Source organism: Anaeromyxobacter sp. (genome assembly GCA_016718565.1).
Lineage (GTDB): Bacteria > Myxococcota > Myxococcia > Myxococcales > Anaeromyxobacteraceae > JADKCZ01.
Window position 1 is genome coordinate 1,190,706 of record JADKCZ010000001.1, and the last position, 14,561, is coordinate 1,205,266.

The 14,561-nt window shown below is 75.4% G+C and carries 12 protein-coding genes; 5 read left to right on the forward strand and 7 right to left on the reverse strand.

Annotated features, from left to right (window positions below; genetic code table 11):
- Window positions 1–13 precede the first annotated feature (13 nt).
- From IPO09_05085 to acs, 3 genes are all read right to left on the reverse strand, one after another.
- The gene (locus IPO09_05085) at window positions 14–1,237 is read right to left on the reverse strand and encodes a carboxypeptidase regulatory-like domain-containing protein (protein ID MBK9516727.1); all 1,224 of its coding nucleotides are present in this window, start codon (window positions 1,235–1,237) and stop codon (window positions 14–16) included.
- A gap of 184 nt (window positions 1,238–1,421) precedes the next feature.
- Window positions 1,422–2,129, reverse strand: a complete 708-nt coding sequence (locus IPO09_05090; GenBank protein MBK9516728.1) for an FKBP-type peptidyl-prolyl cis-trans isomerase — start codon at window positions 2,127–2,129, stop codon at window positions 1,422–1,424.
- Window positions 2,130–2,172: 43 nt separating this feature from the next.
- A complete protein-coding gene (acs, locus tag IPO09_05095; GenBank protein MBK9516729.1) occupies window positions 2,173–4,068 on the reverse strand; it encodes an acetate--CoA ligase in 1,896 nt (631 codons plus the stop codon).
- 298 nt (window positions 4,069–4,366) lie between these two features.
- Between acs and IPO09_05100 the strand changes: the two genes are divergently transcribed.
- From IPO09_05100 to mpl, 3 genes are all read left to right on the forward strand, one after another.
- The gene (locus IPO09_05100) at window positions 4,367–5,344 is read left to right on the forward strand and encodes an LD-carboxypeptidase (GenBank protein MBK9516730.1); all 978 of its coding nucleotides are present in this window, start codon (window positions 4,367–4,369) and stop codon (window positions 5,342–5,344) included.
- A gap of 3 nt (window positions 5,345–5,347) precedes the next feature.
- The gene (locus IPO09_05105; protein ID MBK9516731.1) at window positions 5,348–6,520 is read left to right on the forward strand and encodes a beta-lactamase family protein; all 1,173 of its coding nucleotides are present in this window, start codon (window positions 5,348–5,350) and stop codon (window positions 6,518–6,520) included.
- A 254-nt stretch (window positions 6,521–6,774) separates the two neighbouring features.
- On the forward strand, window positions 6,775–8,202 hold the full coding sequence (gene mpl / locus IPO09_05110) for a UDP-N-acetylmuramate:L-alanyl-gamma-D-glutamyl-meso-diaminopimelate ligase (GenBank protein ID MBK9516732.1): 1,428 nt from the start codon (window positions 6,775–6,777) through the stop codon (window positions 8,200–8,202).
- Window positions 8,203–8,308: 106 nt separating this feature from the next.
- Here the strand turns inward: mpl and IPO09_05115 are convergent, their stop codons facing one another.
- Both IPO09_05115 and IPO09_05120 read right to left on the reverse strand, forming a co-directional pair.
- On the reverse strand, window positions 8,309–9,394 hold the full coding sequence (locus tag IPO09_05115) for a hypothetical protein (GenBank protein MBK9516733.1): 1,086 nt from the start codon (window positions 9,392–9,394) through the stop codon (window positions 8,309–8,311).
- On the reverse strand, window positions 9,394–10,743 hold the full coding sequence (locus IPO09_05120; protein MBK9516734.1) for a hypothetical protein: 1,350 nt from the start codon (window positions 10,741–10,743) through the stop codon (window positions 9,394–9,396). Before IPO09_05120 ends, IPO09_05115 begins: the two co-directional genes overlap by 1 nt.
- A 188-nt stretch (window positions 10,744–10,931) precedes the next feature.
- On the opposite strand from IPO09_05120, the gene IPO09_05125 reads away from it, so the two are divergent.
- Entirely contained in the window at window positions 10,932–11,456 is a 525-nt protein-coding gene (locus tag IPO09_05125) for a TlpA family protein disulfide reductase (GenBank protein ID MBK9516735.1), read from the forward strand.
- Between the two features lie 23 nt (window positions 11,457–11,479).
- Here the strand turns inward: IPO09_05125 and IPO09_05130 are convergent, their stop codons facing one another.
- A complete protein-coding gene (locus IPO09_05130; GenBank protein ID MBK9516736.1) occupies window positions 11,480–13,282 on the reverse strand; it encodes a histone deacetylase in 1,803 nt (600 codons plus the stop codon).
- Window positions 13,282–13,560: a hypothetical protein gene (locus tag IPO09_05135; protein ID MBK9516737.1), complete on the reverse strand. Its 279-nt coding sequence runs from the start codon at window positions 13,558–13,560 to the stop codon at window positions 13,282–13,284. Before IPO09_05135 ends, IPO09_05130 begins: the two co-directional genes overlap by 1 nt.
- 156 nt (window positions 13,561–13,716) lie before the next feature.
- Between IPO09_05135 and IPO09_05140 the strand changes: the two genes are divergently transcribed.
- Complete coding sequence (locus IPO09_05140) at window positions 13,717–14,520, forward strand: inositol monophosphatase (protein MBK9516738.1); 804 nt, start codon at window positions 13,717–13,719, stop codon at window positions 14,518–14,520.
- The last annotated feature ends 41 nt before the right edge of the window (window positions 14,521–14,561 follow it).

Genomic DNA, 14,561 nt, shown 5'->3' on the forward strand with positions numbered 1-14,561 from the left:
CCAGCGCCGCGGGTCATCCGGCGTCCGGCCGCGCCACCAGCACGTCGGCCGGGAGCCGCAGCTCGATCTGCTGCTCGCCCTCGCCGCGCACCAGGACGCGCTGGCGCGCCACCCGCGGCGGGGCGCCGGCCTCCTGCAGGAGCACCAGCGTGTAGACGCCGGCCGGGACGCGGGTCAGCACGCCCCCCGCGCCGGGCTCGGGGAAGAAGATGGCGTCGCTGCCGAGCAGCGCCGGGAGGGAGGCCGGGGCGGGCACCGGGCCGGCCACCAGCACGGCCTGGCCGGGCACCGGGGCCCCCGAGGCGCCGAGCGCACGGACGCGGACGGTGGCGCCACCGGCCGGCTCGCGCAGGTCGGCGCGCGACACGGCCCCGCTGGCCACCTCCACGGCGCGGGCCGGCAGGCGCGCGGCCCCGCCCCCGCCCAGGCCGGCGAAGAGCAGGTACCGCCCCGGCTCCAGGGCGGCCAGCAGGAAGAAGCCCTCGTCGTCGGTGACCGTCTCGAAGGCGTCGTCGCCGGCGCTGGTGAGGGCCAGCACGGTGGTGCCCGGCAGCGGGGCCCCGGCGGCGCGGCGCAGCGTGCCGGAGATGGCGCCGGTGAGGCGGGGGCCACCCGGCGCGCGGGCCGGCCCCGACGCCGGCGCGGGAGTCGGGCCGGTGGCGCGGTGGATCGGGGCGTCCCGCGGGGAGGCCTGGTCGCGCGGGGCGCGCGGCGCGGGGAGGGGCTGGGCCAGGTAGGGCGCCCGGGCGATGGCGCGGTTGGGCGCGCGCAGGGTCGGGATGCGCGGCCCGCTGCGGACCTGGCCGGGCTCCGGCGGCTCGTCTCCGGTGGACGGCCGGTCGGAGAAGATGGCCGCGTTGGCGGCCTCCTGCGCGCGCTGGCGCTCGAGGTCGCGCTGCGCCGCGCTGCGCCGATCGGCGCCGGCGGATGGTGGCTCGCCGTGGCCGTCGCGGTGGGCCGGGGGTGCGGTCGGGGTCGCGGTCGGGGTCGCGGTCGGGGTCGCGGTCGGGGTCGGGGTCGCGGTCGGGGTCGGGGTCGCCGCCTCCGCCCCGTGGCCGGCCTCGGCGTGGGTCGGGGTGGTGACCGCCGCTGGCGCGGCCGGGGCGTGGGCCACCTGCTCGGCGGCGGGCGGTGGCGGCGGGGGGGCGGCCAGGAACCGCTTCCAGGCCAGGAAGCCCAGCAAGCCGGCCAGCAGCACCGAGGTGGCCACCATGGCGGGGATGAGCGCGCGCTTCATGTGACCTCCTCTCGGCGGGCCGTCCAGGAGCGGCCGGGGAGGACAGGTTAGCCGTTCGGCGCGCCCCCGGGCCACCCCGTTCCCCGGCGACGTCAGGAAAGCGAGGAGCCGGAGCGCCCGCTCCCGCGGACCCCCCGGCTCCAGTGGCGACCACCAGAGCGGCCCCGCGGGGCCGCCTGCGCCGCTACTTCACGATCTCGAGGAGCTCCACCTCGAAGTCGAGGGTGGCGCCGGGCGGGATGTCGCCGCCCGCGCCGCGGTCGCCGTAGGCGATGGCCGCCGGGCAGACCAGGCGGGCCTTGCCGCCCACCTTCATCTTCTGCACGCCCTCGGTCCAGCAGGGGATGACGCCGTTGAGCGGGAAGGTGGCCGGACCGCCGTGCTTCTCGGAGGCGTCGAACACCTTGCCGTCGGTCAGCTTGCCCTTGTAGTTCACCTTCACCTGGTCGGTCACCGCCGGCGCGGCGCCGGTGCCCTCCTTGACCGGGATGTAGATCAGGCCGGAGGCGGTCTTGACCGCGCCCGGCTCCTTGGCGGCCTTCTCCAGGTACTCGCCGCCCGACTTCTGGGCGGCGGCGCCGGCGGCGGCGCGGCGCGCCAGGGCCAGCTTCTGGATGTCGTTCTGCTTCTCCTCCAGCTTCACCTCCGCCTTGTTGCCCGCGGCGTCCTTGATGCCGGCCAGGACCAGGTCCAGCTCGGCCGGGGTGAAGGCGAAGGTCTCCAGGCTCTTGTGGATGGCCACGCCCACCGCGTAGACGGTCTTGTCGTCGTCGGTCTTGAGCGCCGGCTTCGGCGGGGCCGAGGGGGCGCAGGCGGCGAGGAGCAGGGAGGCGGCGAGGGTGGCGGTGAGGGCGGTCTTCACTGGTGAGTCTCCATTGGGTGGGGACGGCAGGGGCGGGGAGTGGATACCGCGGAGGCCCCCCGCCCGTCGAGCCCTAGTCCTCCAGGGTCGAGACGTCGCCCTCGGGCAGCCCCTGGGCGCGCGCCTTGAGGACCCGCCGCATGATCTTGCCGGACCGGGTCTTGGGCAGGGTGTCCACGAAGGTGACCTTCTCCGGCTTGACGATGGGGCCCATGTGCGTGGCCACGTGGTTGCGCACCTCCTCGGCCAGATCGTCGGAGGCCACGCGCCCCTGCCGCAGCACGCAGTAGCAGTGGATGGCCTGGCCCTTCACCTCGTGCGGCAGGCCGATGACCGCCGCCTCGGAGACGGCCGGGTGCGACACCAGCGCGCTCTCCACCTCGGCGGTGCCGAGCCGGTAGCCGGAGACCTTGATGACGTCGTCGGTCCGGCCGATGACCCAGAAGTAGCCGTCCTTGTCGCGCTTGGCCGAGTCCCCGGCGCAGTACATGCCAGGGTAGGTGGTCCAGTAGGTCTTGGCCCAGCGCTCGGCGTCCTTGTAGATGGTGGTGGCCATGGCCGGCCAGGGCTTCTTGAGGACCAGGAAGCCCTCCTCGCCGTCCGCCACCGCGGCGCCCTTCTCGTCGAGCACCACCGCCTCCTGCCCGAAGAACGGCTTGGCGGCAGAGCCCGGCTTGAGCGGCATCGACGGGACCGGCGTGATCTGGAACATGCCGGTCTCGGTCTGCCACCAGGTGTCCATGATGGGGCAGCGGCCGCGGCCGATCTCGCGGTGGTACCACTTCCACGCCTCGGGGTTGATGGGCTCACCCACCGAGCCGAGCAGCCGCAGGGTGGAGAGGTCGTGGCGGGCCGGCCACGAGGCGCCGAAGCGCATCAGGCCGCGGATGGCGGTGGGGGCGGTGTAGAGGATGGTGATGCCGTACTTCTCGACCAGCGACCACCACTTGTTGGGGTACGGGTAGGTGGGGGCCCCCTCGTACATGAAGGTGGTCGCGCCGCACAGCAGCGGGGCGTAGACGATGTAGCTGTGGCCGGTCACCCACCCCGGATCGGCGGCGCACCAGTAGCGGTCCTCGTCCTTCATGTCGAAGACGTACTTCAGGGTGGCGTGGATGCCGGTCATGTAGCCGCCGTGGCCGTGGGTCAGCCCCTTCGGCTTCCCGGTGGTCCCCGACGTGTAGAGGATGTAGAGGGGGTCGTTCGAGTCCATCACCTCGGTGGGGCAGCTGCCGGTGGCCAGCGGCAGCTTCATGAGCTCGTGGTACCAGTAGTCGCGGCCGGCCTCCATGCGGATCTCGTGGGCGGTGCGCTGCACCACGATGACGGTCTCCACGGTGGGGCACTTGCGGACGGCGTCGTCCACGATCTTCTTCAGCTCCACCACCTTGCCGTTCATGAAGCCGCCGTCGGCGGTGACCACCACCTTCGACTCGGAGTCCTCGATGCGCCCCTGCAGCGCGTCCACCGAGAACCCGCCGTAGACCACCGAGTGGATCGCGCCGATCTTGGCGCAGGCCAGCATGGCGATGACGATCTCCGGGATGCGCGGCATGTAGATGGTGACGCGGTCGCCCTTCTTCACGCCCATGGCCTTGAGGACGTTGGCGAACTTGCAGACGTCCCGGTTGAGCGCGAAGTACGAGTAGGTGCGGACCTCGTTCCGCTCGCCCACCCAGATGAGCGAGAGCTTGTTCTTGCGCCAGGTGCGCTGGTGGCGGTCCAGGGCGTTGTGCACGATGTTGCACTGCGCGCCCTTGAACCACTGGAAGAAGGGCTTCTTGGAGTCGTCGAGCACCTTGTCCCACTTGCGGTACCACTCGAGCTCCTCGGCCTCGGCCCCCCAGAAGCCCTCCAGGTCCGCCGAGGCGCGCGCCGCGACCTCGTCCCAGCTCTTGACGCGGGCCTGCGCGACGACCTCGGCCGTCGGGTAGAAGACCTCGCCTTCCAGCTGGGGCTTGGTGGGCATCTCGGTGCTCCTTTCGGCTGCGTGGCGGCGGCGCGCAGCGGCGGCGCGCAGGATCAGGGGGATGGGTCCGGGGACCGAGGACGTTAACAAACGCCACCTCCACCTCCAAGCACCCACATGGCGCCCGCCCCGGCCAGGCGCCGCCCGGGCCCGTGGTCCTGGCCTCTCCGGCCCGGTGCGGCCTGGACGGCGGGGTGGGGTCGCGCCGGGCGGCCGCCGCCGTTCACGCGGGGTCGCAGCGGCGCGTCGCCGCCGCGGATTCGACCCGGGGATCCCGCGCGGGTATCCTGCCGCCGTGATCCGCCCTCCGCCGCTCGTGCCCGGTGACGTGGTCCGGGTGGTGGCCCCGTCGAGCCCCTTCGACCCGGCGCCCTTCGAGGCCGGGCTGGCGGTGCTGCGCGATCGGCTGGGGCTGCGGCCGCGCCACCGCGCCGACCTGTCGTCCCGCACCGGCTACCTGGCCGGCGGCGACGCCCGGCGCCTGGAGGAGTGGCGCGAGGCGGTCGGGGACGCCGAGGCGCGGGCCATCTTCTGCGCCCGCGGCGGCTACGGCGTGATGCGCCTGCTGCCCCACCTCGACCCGGCGCCGCTGCTGGCCCGCCCCAAGATCCTGGTGGGCTTCTCCGACGTGACCGCCCTGCACGCCCTGCTCAACCGCGCCGGCCTGGCCACCGTGCACGGGCCGGTGGTGACGCAGCTGGGGCGCGCCCCCGACGACGCCATCGAGCACCTGGCCGCGCTGCTCACGGGGCGGGCCCCGCCCGCCGGCCCGTGGTCCGCGCCGGCGCCGGGGGCCGGACTGGTCGGCACCGCCACGCTGGTGCCGGGCCGCGCCTCGGGGCCGCTCCTGGGCGGCTCGCTCACGCTGCTGGCCGCCCTGTGCGGCACGCCGTACCTGCCCCCGCTCGACGGCGCCATCCTGGTGCTGGAGGACGTGGGCGAGCGCCCCTACCGGCTCGACCGCACCCTGACGCAGCTGCGCCTGGCCGGCGCGCTCGACCACCTGGCCGGCGTGGCGGTGGGCCAGCTCACCGCCTGCGACGACGGCGACGGCGCCGCCGCCGAGGTGGTGCGCCAGCTGGTGCGGGCCCTCGGCGTGCCGGCCATCGAGGGGCTGCCGGTGGGCCACGAGGACCGCAACCTGGCCCTGCCGCTCGGTCCGCGGGCCACCCTGGTGGCGCCCGGACCCGGCGAGGAGGGGCCGCCGCGCCTGCTCTTCGACGAGGGGGCCACCGCCACCCCGCCGCCCACGCGCCTGGCCCCGCGGGAGGCCTGACCGGTGGCGGAGCTGGCGGCGGTCACCCAGGTGCTGGAGCAGGGGCGCGCCGAGGGCGTGGCCGCGGCGCTCTCGGCCGTGGTGGCGCGGCGCGGCGAGCTGGTGCACCAGGGCTGGTACGGCACGCTGCCCGCCCCGGGCCTGCGCCCGCTCGGGCCGGACGATCTGTTCGACGTGGCCTCGCTGACCAAGGTGCTGTGCACCACCACGCTGGCCACCCAGGCGGTGGCCGAGGGGCTGCTCGACCTGGACGCGCCGGCGGCCGGCTGGCTCCACGGCTTCGAGGCGGAGGGCAAGGAGCGCGTCACGGTGCGGCAGCTGCTGGCCCACTCGAGCGGGCTGGCCTGGTGGCGCCCCTGGCACCAGCTGGTGGCCGGCGACCCGGAGGCCGGGGTGGTCTTCCGGCCGCCGGCGGCCCGCCCCCCCTTCGGCGCGCTGTCCGGTCCCTTCTCGGTGGGGCGCGCCCTCGTGACCTCGGCGCTGCTGCACGAGCCGCTGGAGGCTCCGCCCGGGACCCGGGCCGTCTACTCCGATCCGGGCTTCATGGCGCTCGGGATGGTGGTGGAGCGGGCCCTGGGCGGCCGGCTGCCGACGCTCTTCCAGGCCCGGGTGGCCCACCCGCTCGGCCTGGCCGCCACCCTCTTCGTGGACGGGCTGGAGCCGGCCGCCACGCTGGCGCGGCTGGCCGGCCGGGCCTGCGCCCCCACCGGCTTCAGCGAGGCCCGCGAGGAGCGGCTGCAAGGCACCGTCAACGACGACAACGCCTGGGCCATGGGCGGGGCCGCCGGCCACGCCGGGCTCTTCTCCACCGCCGCCGACGTGGCGGCCATCGGCCAGGCCTGGCTGGACGCCCTGGCCGGGCGCGCCTCGGTGGTGCCGCCCGAGGCCGCGCTCTTCGCCGCCCGCGACGCCACCCCGGGCTCGGCGCGGGCGCTCGGCTGGGACACGCCCAGCGGCGAGGCCTCCAGCCTGGGCACGCGCCTGGGGCTGGGGCGGCGAGGCGGCCTGGGCCACCTGGGGTTCACCGGCTGCTCGCTCTGGCTGGACCTGGACGAGGAGCTGGTGGCGGTGCTGCTCACCAACCACGTCCACCCGGTGGGCGTGCACAAGGGGCGGATGCTGGCGCTGCGGCGCAGGTTCCACGACGCGGTGGCCGGGGGCTGCGGGGTCGGGTGAGGTCGGGGTCGGTCTGCTCACCCTCTCCCCCACACCGTGGGGGAGAGGGCCGGGGTGAGGGGGCCACAGGGTCGAGGTCGGGGTCGGGGTCGGGGTCGAGGTCGAGGTCGGGGTCGGGGTCGGGGTCGGGGTCGAGGTCGAGGTCGGGGTCGGGGTCGGGGTCGGGGTCGGGGTCGGGGTCGGGGTCGAGGTCGAGGTCGGGGTCGGGGTCGAGGTCGAGGTCGAGGTCGGGGTCGGTGCTGGCGGAGGCGTGCGTGGTCGACTGGTCCAAGGTGAAGCGGGTGCACCTCATCGGCGTGTGCGGCACGGGCATGGGCTCGTTCGCCGGCATGCTCAAGGCGGCCGGGCACGAGGTGACCGGCTCGGACGAGAACGTCTACCCGCCCATGTCCACCCAGCTCGAGCGCTGGGGCATCGAGGCCATGAGCGGCTACGCCGCCCAGAACCTCGACCGGGCCCGGCCGGACCTGGTCATCGTGGGCAACGTGGTCCGCCAGGTGAACCCCGAGGCCGTCGCCATGCGCGAGCGGGGCCTGCCGCACCTCTCCTTCCCGGCGGCGCTGGGCGAGCGGTTCATCGCCCCGCGCCACGGCGTGGTGGTGGTGGGCACCCACGGCAAGACCACCACCTCGGCGATGCTCGGCTTCCTGCTGCACCACGCCGGCCGCGACCCGTCCTTCCTGGTGGGGGGCGTGACCCGCGACTTCGAGTCCAACTACCGGCTGGGCGCCGGCCCCCACTTCGTGGTCGAGGGGGACGAGTACGACACCGCCTACTTCGACAAGGGGCCCAAGTTCCTGCACTACCGGCCGCGCACCGCCATCTTCACCAGCTGCGAGCTGGACCACGCCGACATCTACCGCGACGAGGCCCACTACGAGGCGGCCTTCGAGCGGTTCGCCGACCTCATGCCCCCGGACGGCTTCCTGGCGGCCTGCGCCTCCTATGAGAGCGTGCTGCGCATCGCTGGCCGGGCCCGCTGCCGGGTGGAGACCTACGCGGTGGATCGGCCAGGGGCCGACTGGGAGGCGCGCGGCCTCCGCCTGGGGGCGGACGGGGCCCGCTTCACGCTGAGTCGCCAGGGCGCCCCGCTGGCGGAGGTGCTCCTGCCGGTGGGCGGCGCCCACAACGTGGAGAACGCGCTCGGCGTGGCCGCCGCGGCCACGGCGCTGGGGCTCTCGCCCGCCGAGATCGCCGCCGGGCTGGCGGCCTTCCACGGCGTGAAGCGCCGCCAGGAGGTGCGCGGCGTGGCCGGCGGCGTCACCGTGGTGGACGACTTCGCCCACCACCCCCGGGCGGTCCAGAAGACCCTGGCCGCCATCCAGGGCGGCCACCCCGGGGCGCGGCTGCTGGCCTGCTTCGAGCCGCGCTCCAACACCAGCCGGCGCAACCTGCACCAGGCCGACTATGCCGCCGCCGCCACCTGGAGCGGCGCGGCGGGCGTCTTCCTGCTCACCCCGGCCCCCACCGACCGGGTGCCGGAGTCGGAGCGGCTCGACGTGGCGGCCGTCTGCCGTGAGCTCACGGCGGCCGGCACCCCGGCCGCGACCTTCGCCGAGGTGGACGCCCTGGTGGCCGCGGTGGCGGCCCAGGCCCGCCCCGGCGACGTGGTGGTGGCCATGTCCAACGGCGCCTTCGGCGGCGTCTGGGGGAAGCTGCTGGCGGCGCTCGGGCGGAGCTGACCGCGACCGCGACCCCGACCCCGACCCCGACCCCTTCAAGAGAACGGGCCCGGCCACCTCGCGGCGACCGGGCCCAAGGGCTCCGAGGAGGGAGCCGAGCGTCAGGTCAGGTGTGGCAGGCGCCGCACATCTTGTTCTTGGCGATGTCGGAGATCTTCTTGTTCCAGGAGGCGGGGTGCGGGCTGGGCATCGGCTGGCCGGTGCCGGGGACCAGGTCGCCCGACTTGTGGCAGTTGATGCAGATGGCCGTGGGCCCGTTGTCGTGGCAGCCGGCGCAGGCCACGATGTTCTTGCGGGCCGCCGTCCCGTGGAAGTTGCCGCCGGCCTTGTTCAGCCCCCAGCCCGACGGGTGCGGGTTGATGGGCTGCAGGGCCGAGGTGGGCGGCTGGAAGCGGTTCTGCTGCTCGTGGCAGGACTCGCAGAACTTGGAGCCGTGGCACTTGCGGCAGGAGGCCGGGCTGGCGCCCGCCTCGATCATGTGGCGCGAGACGTAGTCGCCGCGGTGGATGAAGTCGCGCTGCACGGCCTCGGGGAAGATGACGGCCTGGCGCCCCGGGGCGGTGGTGGCCGAGTGGCAGTCGGCGCAGTAGGTCTGCTCGTGGCACTGGGCGCAGCTCTCGGCGGTGGGGCGGGCCAGCTGGCCGTGGGTCTTCAGGAAGTCCCCGGCGTGCTGGAAGGCGGCCACCGGCTTCTCGTACTGCTTCAGGTCCACGTGGCAGGGCGTGCAGCGCGCCTCGGCGAAGTCCCGCTGGTGCTGGTGGCAGGCGGTGCAGGCGCTCATGCTGAGGCGGGGCGGCGCCTCCTGCCCCGGATCGGGCAGGGCGGTGTGGCACTGCGTGCAGGTCACGCCCGGCTTGGCCAGGTGGGCGGCGTGGTTGAAGCGCACCGAGAAGGCCCGGGTGCGCGCCGGGATGACCTTCTTGGAGATCTTGTCCTTGAACTCCTTGTCGTCGTGGCACCCGTTGCAGGCGTCGGAGTTCTTCTTGGGCAGCGCCACGTGGCGCACCCGCGCCTCGAGCGTGCTGTCCTTCACGATGGAGGCGTGGCAGGACAGGCAGTCGACCTCGCCCTCCACGTGCGGCGTGTGCGGGAAGACGAACTCCGGATCGACCCGGGCGGCCGGCTTGGTGTCCTTCGCCGCGCAGGCGGCCAGGAAGGCCGCGGTCACGGCGACGAGCAGGTGGCGGTTCATCACTTCACCTCCCGCACGCGGTAGGTCTGGTTGTACACGAGCTTCACCATGAGGTCGGCCTGCTGCTCGAGGAACGGGGTGACGCCGGCGCGGCCGGCCAGCACCGCGCTCCAGCCCGGGGCCAGCTGGTAGCCGCCGGAGAGGGTGCCGGTGAAGGCGCTCTTCTGGCCGTTGACGGCCTCCTGGAGGACGTGGGCCACCACGTCGCCGGCCAGGAAGGCCCGGCCCAGCTCGCGGCGGCCGTAGAGCCGCCCGCCCACGTAGCCGTTCTTGGTGGAGCCCAGGCCGCCGGTGGTCAGGTAGGTCACCTCGCCGCCCAGCCGGGTGTCGGCGCGGTCCCACTCGGCCCGCGCCGCGGCCTCGTGCCCCAGCTCGGTCTTGGAGGCCTCGCCGGTGGGCTCGATGAGCGCGTGGTAGTCGACGCCCACCGAGGTGGCCTCGGTGAGCTGGTAGCGGAAGCCGGCGCCCACGTCCTTGCGCTCGGTGTCGGTGAAGACCGAGAGGATCGAGGTCTGCGACAGGAACAGGTCGGGGGCGGTCAGCCGCAGGTCGGCGGTGAGGAAGAGCTTGCGGGAGGCGGTCCAGAGGGCCACCAGGCTGGCCTCGGCCAGCCGGCCGGCCGCCAGGCTGTAGGTGCCGGTGCCGGTGAAGACCAGCCCGGCCACCGGCTGGAAGCGCAGGTCGAGCCCGGCGTCCTCGCGGACCGTGTCGCCGTCGTCGGTGACCACCACCATCGAGGCGCCCACCTCCAGGCCGCGCCCGTAGGCGCCGGCCAGCGGCAGCGTCCAGCCGAGCCGCCCGCCGTAGGCCATGTCGCCGCCGGCCGGGTTCCAGCTCTGCGCGCCGGCGCGGGTGCGGAAGCGCTGCGCCACCGGCAGGCCGGCGAACCCGGCCACCGAGAGGCCGCCCGGCAGGCGGACCAGCAGGTCACCGCCGTCGAGCTGCAGCATGCGCCCGGCCCCGGCCGCCACGTAGGCGCGGCCGGCCCTGAGGGTGATGCGCCGGTCGAGCAGCTGGCCGCGGACGTAGCCGGTGGTCAGGTCGCCGGTGAAGTTGTCGGGCGTGCCGGAGCTCCAGCGCACCTCGCCGAGGTCGTAGGAGCCCCAGCCCGAGACCACCACCTCCAGGTTCTCGAAGAGCGGGTTGCGCAGCTCCCGGGCGGTGACCGTCAGGATCTCGTAGACGGGCGCCACGGTGTCGAGCTGTGGGGTGCTCCCCGCAGGGGCGCCGCGCAGCTGCTGGCCGGCGGTCACCATGGTGGTGGAAGTGGCCTCGACCACGTCGGCCCTGGAGGCCGTCGCGGTGGCGACGGCGAGGACCGCGGCGAACAAGCGTGGAGTGGTGCGCATCGGGACCTCGGCGTGCCGTTGGAGCGGGCCATGCCCGCTGCGCCGGGAAGTTCCGGCGGCACGGCCCACGGACCATCGCACAGGGGATATGGGGCGAAATTGATCGAGATCAGTCCGGGTGGGAAAAAACCCACTTGCGACGGGCCAATGGGGGCGCGTGCGTCGCCGACCACCTAGAATGGTCCGTCATGACCTGGCGCACCCTGCGTACCGTCGCCCTCCTCGCCCTGGCCGGCTGCGCCACCGGCCGGTCCTCCTTGGTGGTCTCACCCCTCCTGGGCAAGCCGGCGGAGGTGGTGGCGCCCGACCTGCAGGGGCGGGAGGTGCGGCTCTCCGACTCGCCGGGCACGGTCCGGGTGGTCGACTTCTGGGCCACCTGGTGCACGCCCTGCCGCGAGCAGCTGCCGGCGCTCGAGGTGCTCGCCCGGGCGCACGCCGCCGAGGGGCTGCGGGTCTACGGCGTCTCGGTGGACGAGGACCTGGCCCAGGTGAAGGCCTACCTGGCGGCCACCCCCTTCGACTTCCCGGTGCTGTGGGACAAGGGCGGCGCCCGCCACACCGAGCGCCTCGACGTGCAGCGCCTGCCCACCACCCTGGTGATCGACCGGGCCGGGCTGGTCCGCTTCGTCCACCAGGGGTACGAGGCGAAGAACGCCGCGGAGCTGGCGCGCGAGGTGAAGCTGCTGCTGGCCGAGCCGGTCCCGGCCGGCTGAGATGCCGGGGCCGGGCCGCCCGCTCAGCCCGCGCCGGGCCGGTCCGCCGGTCCGCCCGCGGCGGGGCACGGCGGGAGGGGGAGCGCCGGGCCGGGGGCCAGGGCGAAGGTGGTCTCGGACCGCTCGCGCTCCGTCTCGCCAGGCTCGGCCGGCGACTCGCGCAGCCAGTAGACCATCTCCTCGGCCTCCCAGGTGTACGGCGCGCCGTTCATGAGGACCCGCCCCTCGCTCACCGCCCGGGTGGCCTGCAGCAGCGGCTGGTCGGCCAGGTCGCGCATCAGGGCCTCGAAGCGCCCCTGCCGCGCCGGGTCCACGAAGGTGAAGGCGTGGCGGGCCGTGAAGGCCGAGTGGTAGTGGGCCGGCCGGAAGGCCACGCCGCCCAGCCCGAGCCGGATGGCCATCAGCGCCAGCATGGTGCCGGCCTCGCGCGCCAGGCCGAGCCCGGGCGCCTCCTGCCCCGGCAGCTGCGGGCGCCGCTCGCTGAAGCGGGCGCGCGGGTGGCGCAGGCTGAGCCAGTGGATGTAGAGCACCGGCACCCCCAGGCAGCGCCGCTTCTCCAGGATGGCCTCGATGAGCACATGGGTCTGGCCGTCCGCCACGCCGGTGAGCCGCAGCCGCTCGCCGGCGCCGCCCTGGTCGAAGGCCACCCGGAAGTCGGCGTAGCCCAGGCGCGACAGCTGCTGGAAGACGCCGTAGCGGTGGAACGCCAGCTCCATGCCGGAGGCCGTGTAGAACCCCAGCAGCAGCCGCTGCCGCTCGGGGCGCAGCCCCAGCGCCTCCTCCACGTCCTCGGCGGTCAGCTCGCCGGAGTCACCCAGCTCCAGCTGCGAGAGCCCGGCCGAGATGCCGGCGAAGCGCGACGAGAGCGGGTCGGCGTCGGGGGGGATGGGGCGCAGCGAGCCGGTGGCGATGGCCAGCCCGGTGCCGGCCAGCGCGCGCCAGGCGTCGCGCGTGTAGCCCCCGCCCGGCAGCCAGACCTGCGGCACGCCGGCGAGCCAGCGCGACACCGCGAGGTCGCGCCGGCGCGCGCCGCGCAGGGTCAGGCCGAGCCGCCCCATCCGGTCGCCGGCCAGCACGTCGCCGCCGGCGATGACGTAGGCCAGGGCCGGGCGCGGGGCGCGCGAGAGCAGGCCGTCCAGCGCCGAGAGGTAGGGGTCGTCCGGGCAGCCCTCGGGCAGCACCGTCTCGTCCACCTCCGCCAGCGGCCCCCAGTCCGAGCCGGAGAGCGAGCCGACGAAGACCGTGGGGTCGCCGGCGTGGCAGGCGGCCAGGCCGTCGGGCGGGTGGGCGTCCAGGTCCAGGATCACCACCTGCCCCCGGAAGCCGTCGGCGCGCAGCGAGGCGATGGCCACCGAGACGTCGTTGACCGGGCAGAAGCCGCCGGCGGCGTCGGGCCCGGCGTGGTGGAAGCCGCCCAGCAGGTTGAGCGACGGGTGGCCGGAGCGCAGCGTCTCGCGGGTGGCCTCCAGGGTGCCGCCGCAGGCCAGCCGGATGGTGTCCATCAGCTCGTCCACCGCCACCTCCCCGGGGTCCACGCCGAAGATGGAGGCCAGCGCCTCGGGGCGGCCCAGCGACTCGAGCAGGCGGGGCGTGTGGACCCGCGCCAGCTCGGCGATGGGCAGGCGCGCCGGGACCAGGATGCGCTGGCGCGGCACGGCCCCCGAGGTGGCCAGCCACCAGGCGGCGAAGTCGGCCCGGCGCGGCTCGATGCCGGCCGAGGCCTCCACGCCGGAGAGGGGGAGCCGGTAGCGCGGGTCGTGCCACAGCGTCACCGGGCGGCGCGCCAGCAGGCCGAGCAGCCGGCGGCCGAGGGCGCGCAGCGGCATCAGGTGGCCGGCGCGGCGGGCGGCGCGGCGGTGGTGGCGGCGGCCGCCTTGCGGCGCGCCAGCCAGACCTTCACCCAGGCGAAGGCGGTCTCCACCGCGATCCAGGCCACCGCCAGCCAGGCGGCCGTGGCGACCCGCTGCACCGTGTCCAGCCCGACGGCCACGGTGCCGAGCTTGGCCTCGCTGCTGACGAGCAGCCCCCAGGGGAGGGCCACCAGGAGGTAGACCACGACGAAGGCGAGGTAGAGGGTGCGGACGACCGCGAGGGCCAGGTTCATGCGGGCAGTCTAGCAGGGGGCCGCGCCGGGGCTCGGCTCCGACGGGGCGCGGCGGGCGTCCGCGGCGGGCCGGCGCGCGGTATCCTCCCCGCCCCCCGCCGCGATGGCGCGGCCAGGGGGAGGGCGCCCACGGACCGGCGCCGGGCGAGGTGGCGCGTGCGGGAGGCGGCGGAGCTGCTGGCGGGGTGCGCCGCGGCGGCGCAGGCGGGCGCGGCGGTGCTGCGGGCCCGATGGGGCCAGGCCCGCACCATCGACAAGAAGGGGACCATCGACCTCGTCACCGACGCCGACCGGGCCAGCGAGGCGGCGGTGCTGGCGCTGCTGGCCGAGCGCTTCCCGGGGGCGGCGGTGCTGGCCGAGGAGTCGGGCGCCTCGGGCGGCGCCAGCGGCGGGCTGCGCTTCGTGGTCGACCCGCTCGACGGCACCACCAACTACGCCCACGGCCTGCCGCACTTCGCCGTCACGGTGGCGGCCAGCGACGCCCACGGGGTGGTGGCCGGGGCCACCTGCGACCCCCTGCGCGGCGAGCTCTTCCTGGCCTCGCGCGGCGGCGGCGCCACCCTGGGCGGCGTGCCGCTGCGCTGCTCCGGCTGCGCCGAGGTGGGCGAGGCGCTGCTGGTGACCGGCTTCCCGTACGACGTGTTCCAGCGGCACGAGGTGCTGCTGCGGGTCTTCGGCGCCGCGGTGACCCGGGCGCGCGGGGTGCGGCGCCTCGGGTCGGCGGCGCTCGACCTGGCCTACGTGGCGGCCGGCCGCTTCGACGGCTTCTGGGAGGCCCGGCTCAAGCCCTGGGACCTGGCGGCCGGCCTCCTGCTGGCGCGGGAGGCCGGGGCGGTGGTGACCGACCTCGAGGGCGGCGACCGGGTGCTGGAGAGCGGCGGGGTGGTGGCGGCGTCGCCAGCGCTGCAGCCCAGGCTGCTGGCGCTCATCCACCAGGCCTCGCGGGGTGAGCCCATGTGACCCCCGCCGGGCCTTTGGCTATGCTGCCGACGCACCGTCCG

Coding starts and splice junctions, on each gene's coding strand:
- IPO09_05115 (MBK9516733.1), bottom strand. CDS start 9,394: ATGAACCGCCACCTGCTCGTCGCCGTGACCGCGGCCTTCCTGGCCGCC.
- IPO09_05130 (MBK9516736.1), bottom strand. CDS start 13,282: ATGCCGCTGCGCGCCCTCGGCCGCCGGCTGCTCGGCCTGCTGGCGCGC.
- IPO09_05085 (MBK9516727.1), bottom strand. CDS start 1,237: ATGAAGCGCGCGCTCATCCCCGCCATGGTGGCCACCTCGGTGCTGCTG.
- IPO09_05120 (MBK9516734.1), bottom strand. CDS start 10,743: ATGCGCACCACTCCACGCTTGTTCGCCGCGGTCCTCGCCGTCGCCACC.
- IPO09_05135 (MBK9516737.1), bottom strand. CDS start 13,560: ATGAACCTGGCCCTCGCGGTCGTCCGCACCCTCTACCTCGCCTTCGTC.
- acs (MBK9516729.1), bottom strand. CDS start 4,068: ATGCCCACCAAGCCCCAGCTGGAAGGCGAGGTCTTCTACCCGACGGCC.
- IPO09_05125 (MBK9516735.1), top strand. CDS start 10,932: ATGACCTGGCGCACCCTGCGTACCGTCGCCCTCCTCGCCCTGGCCGGC.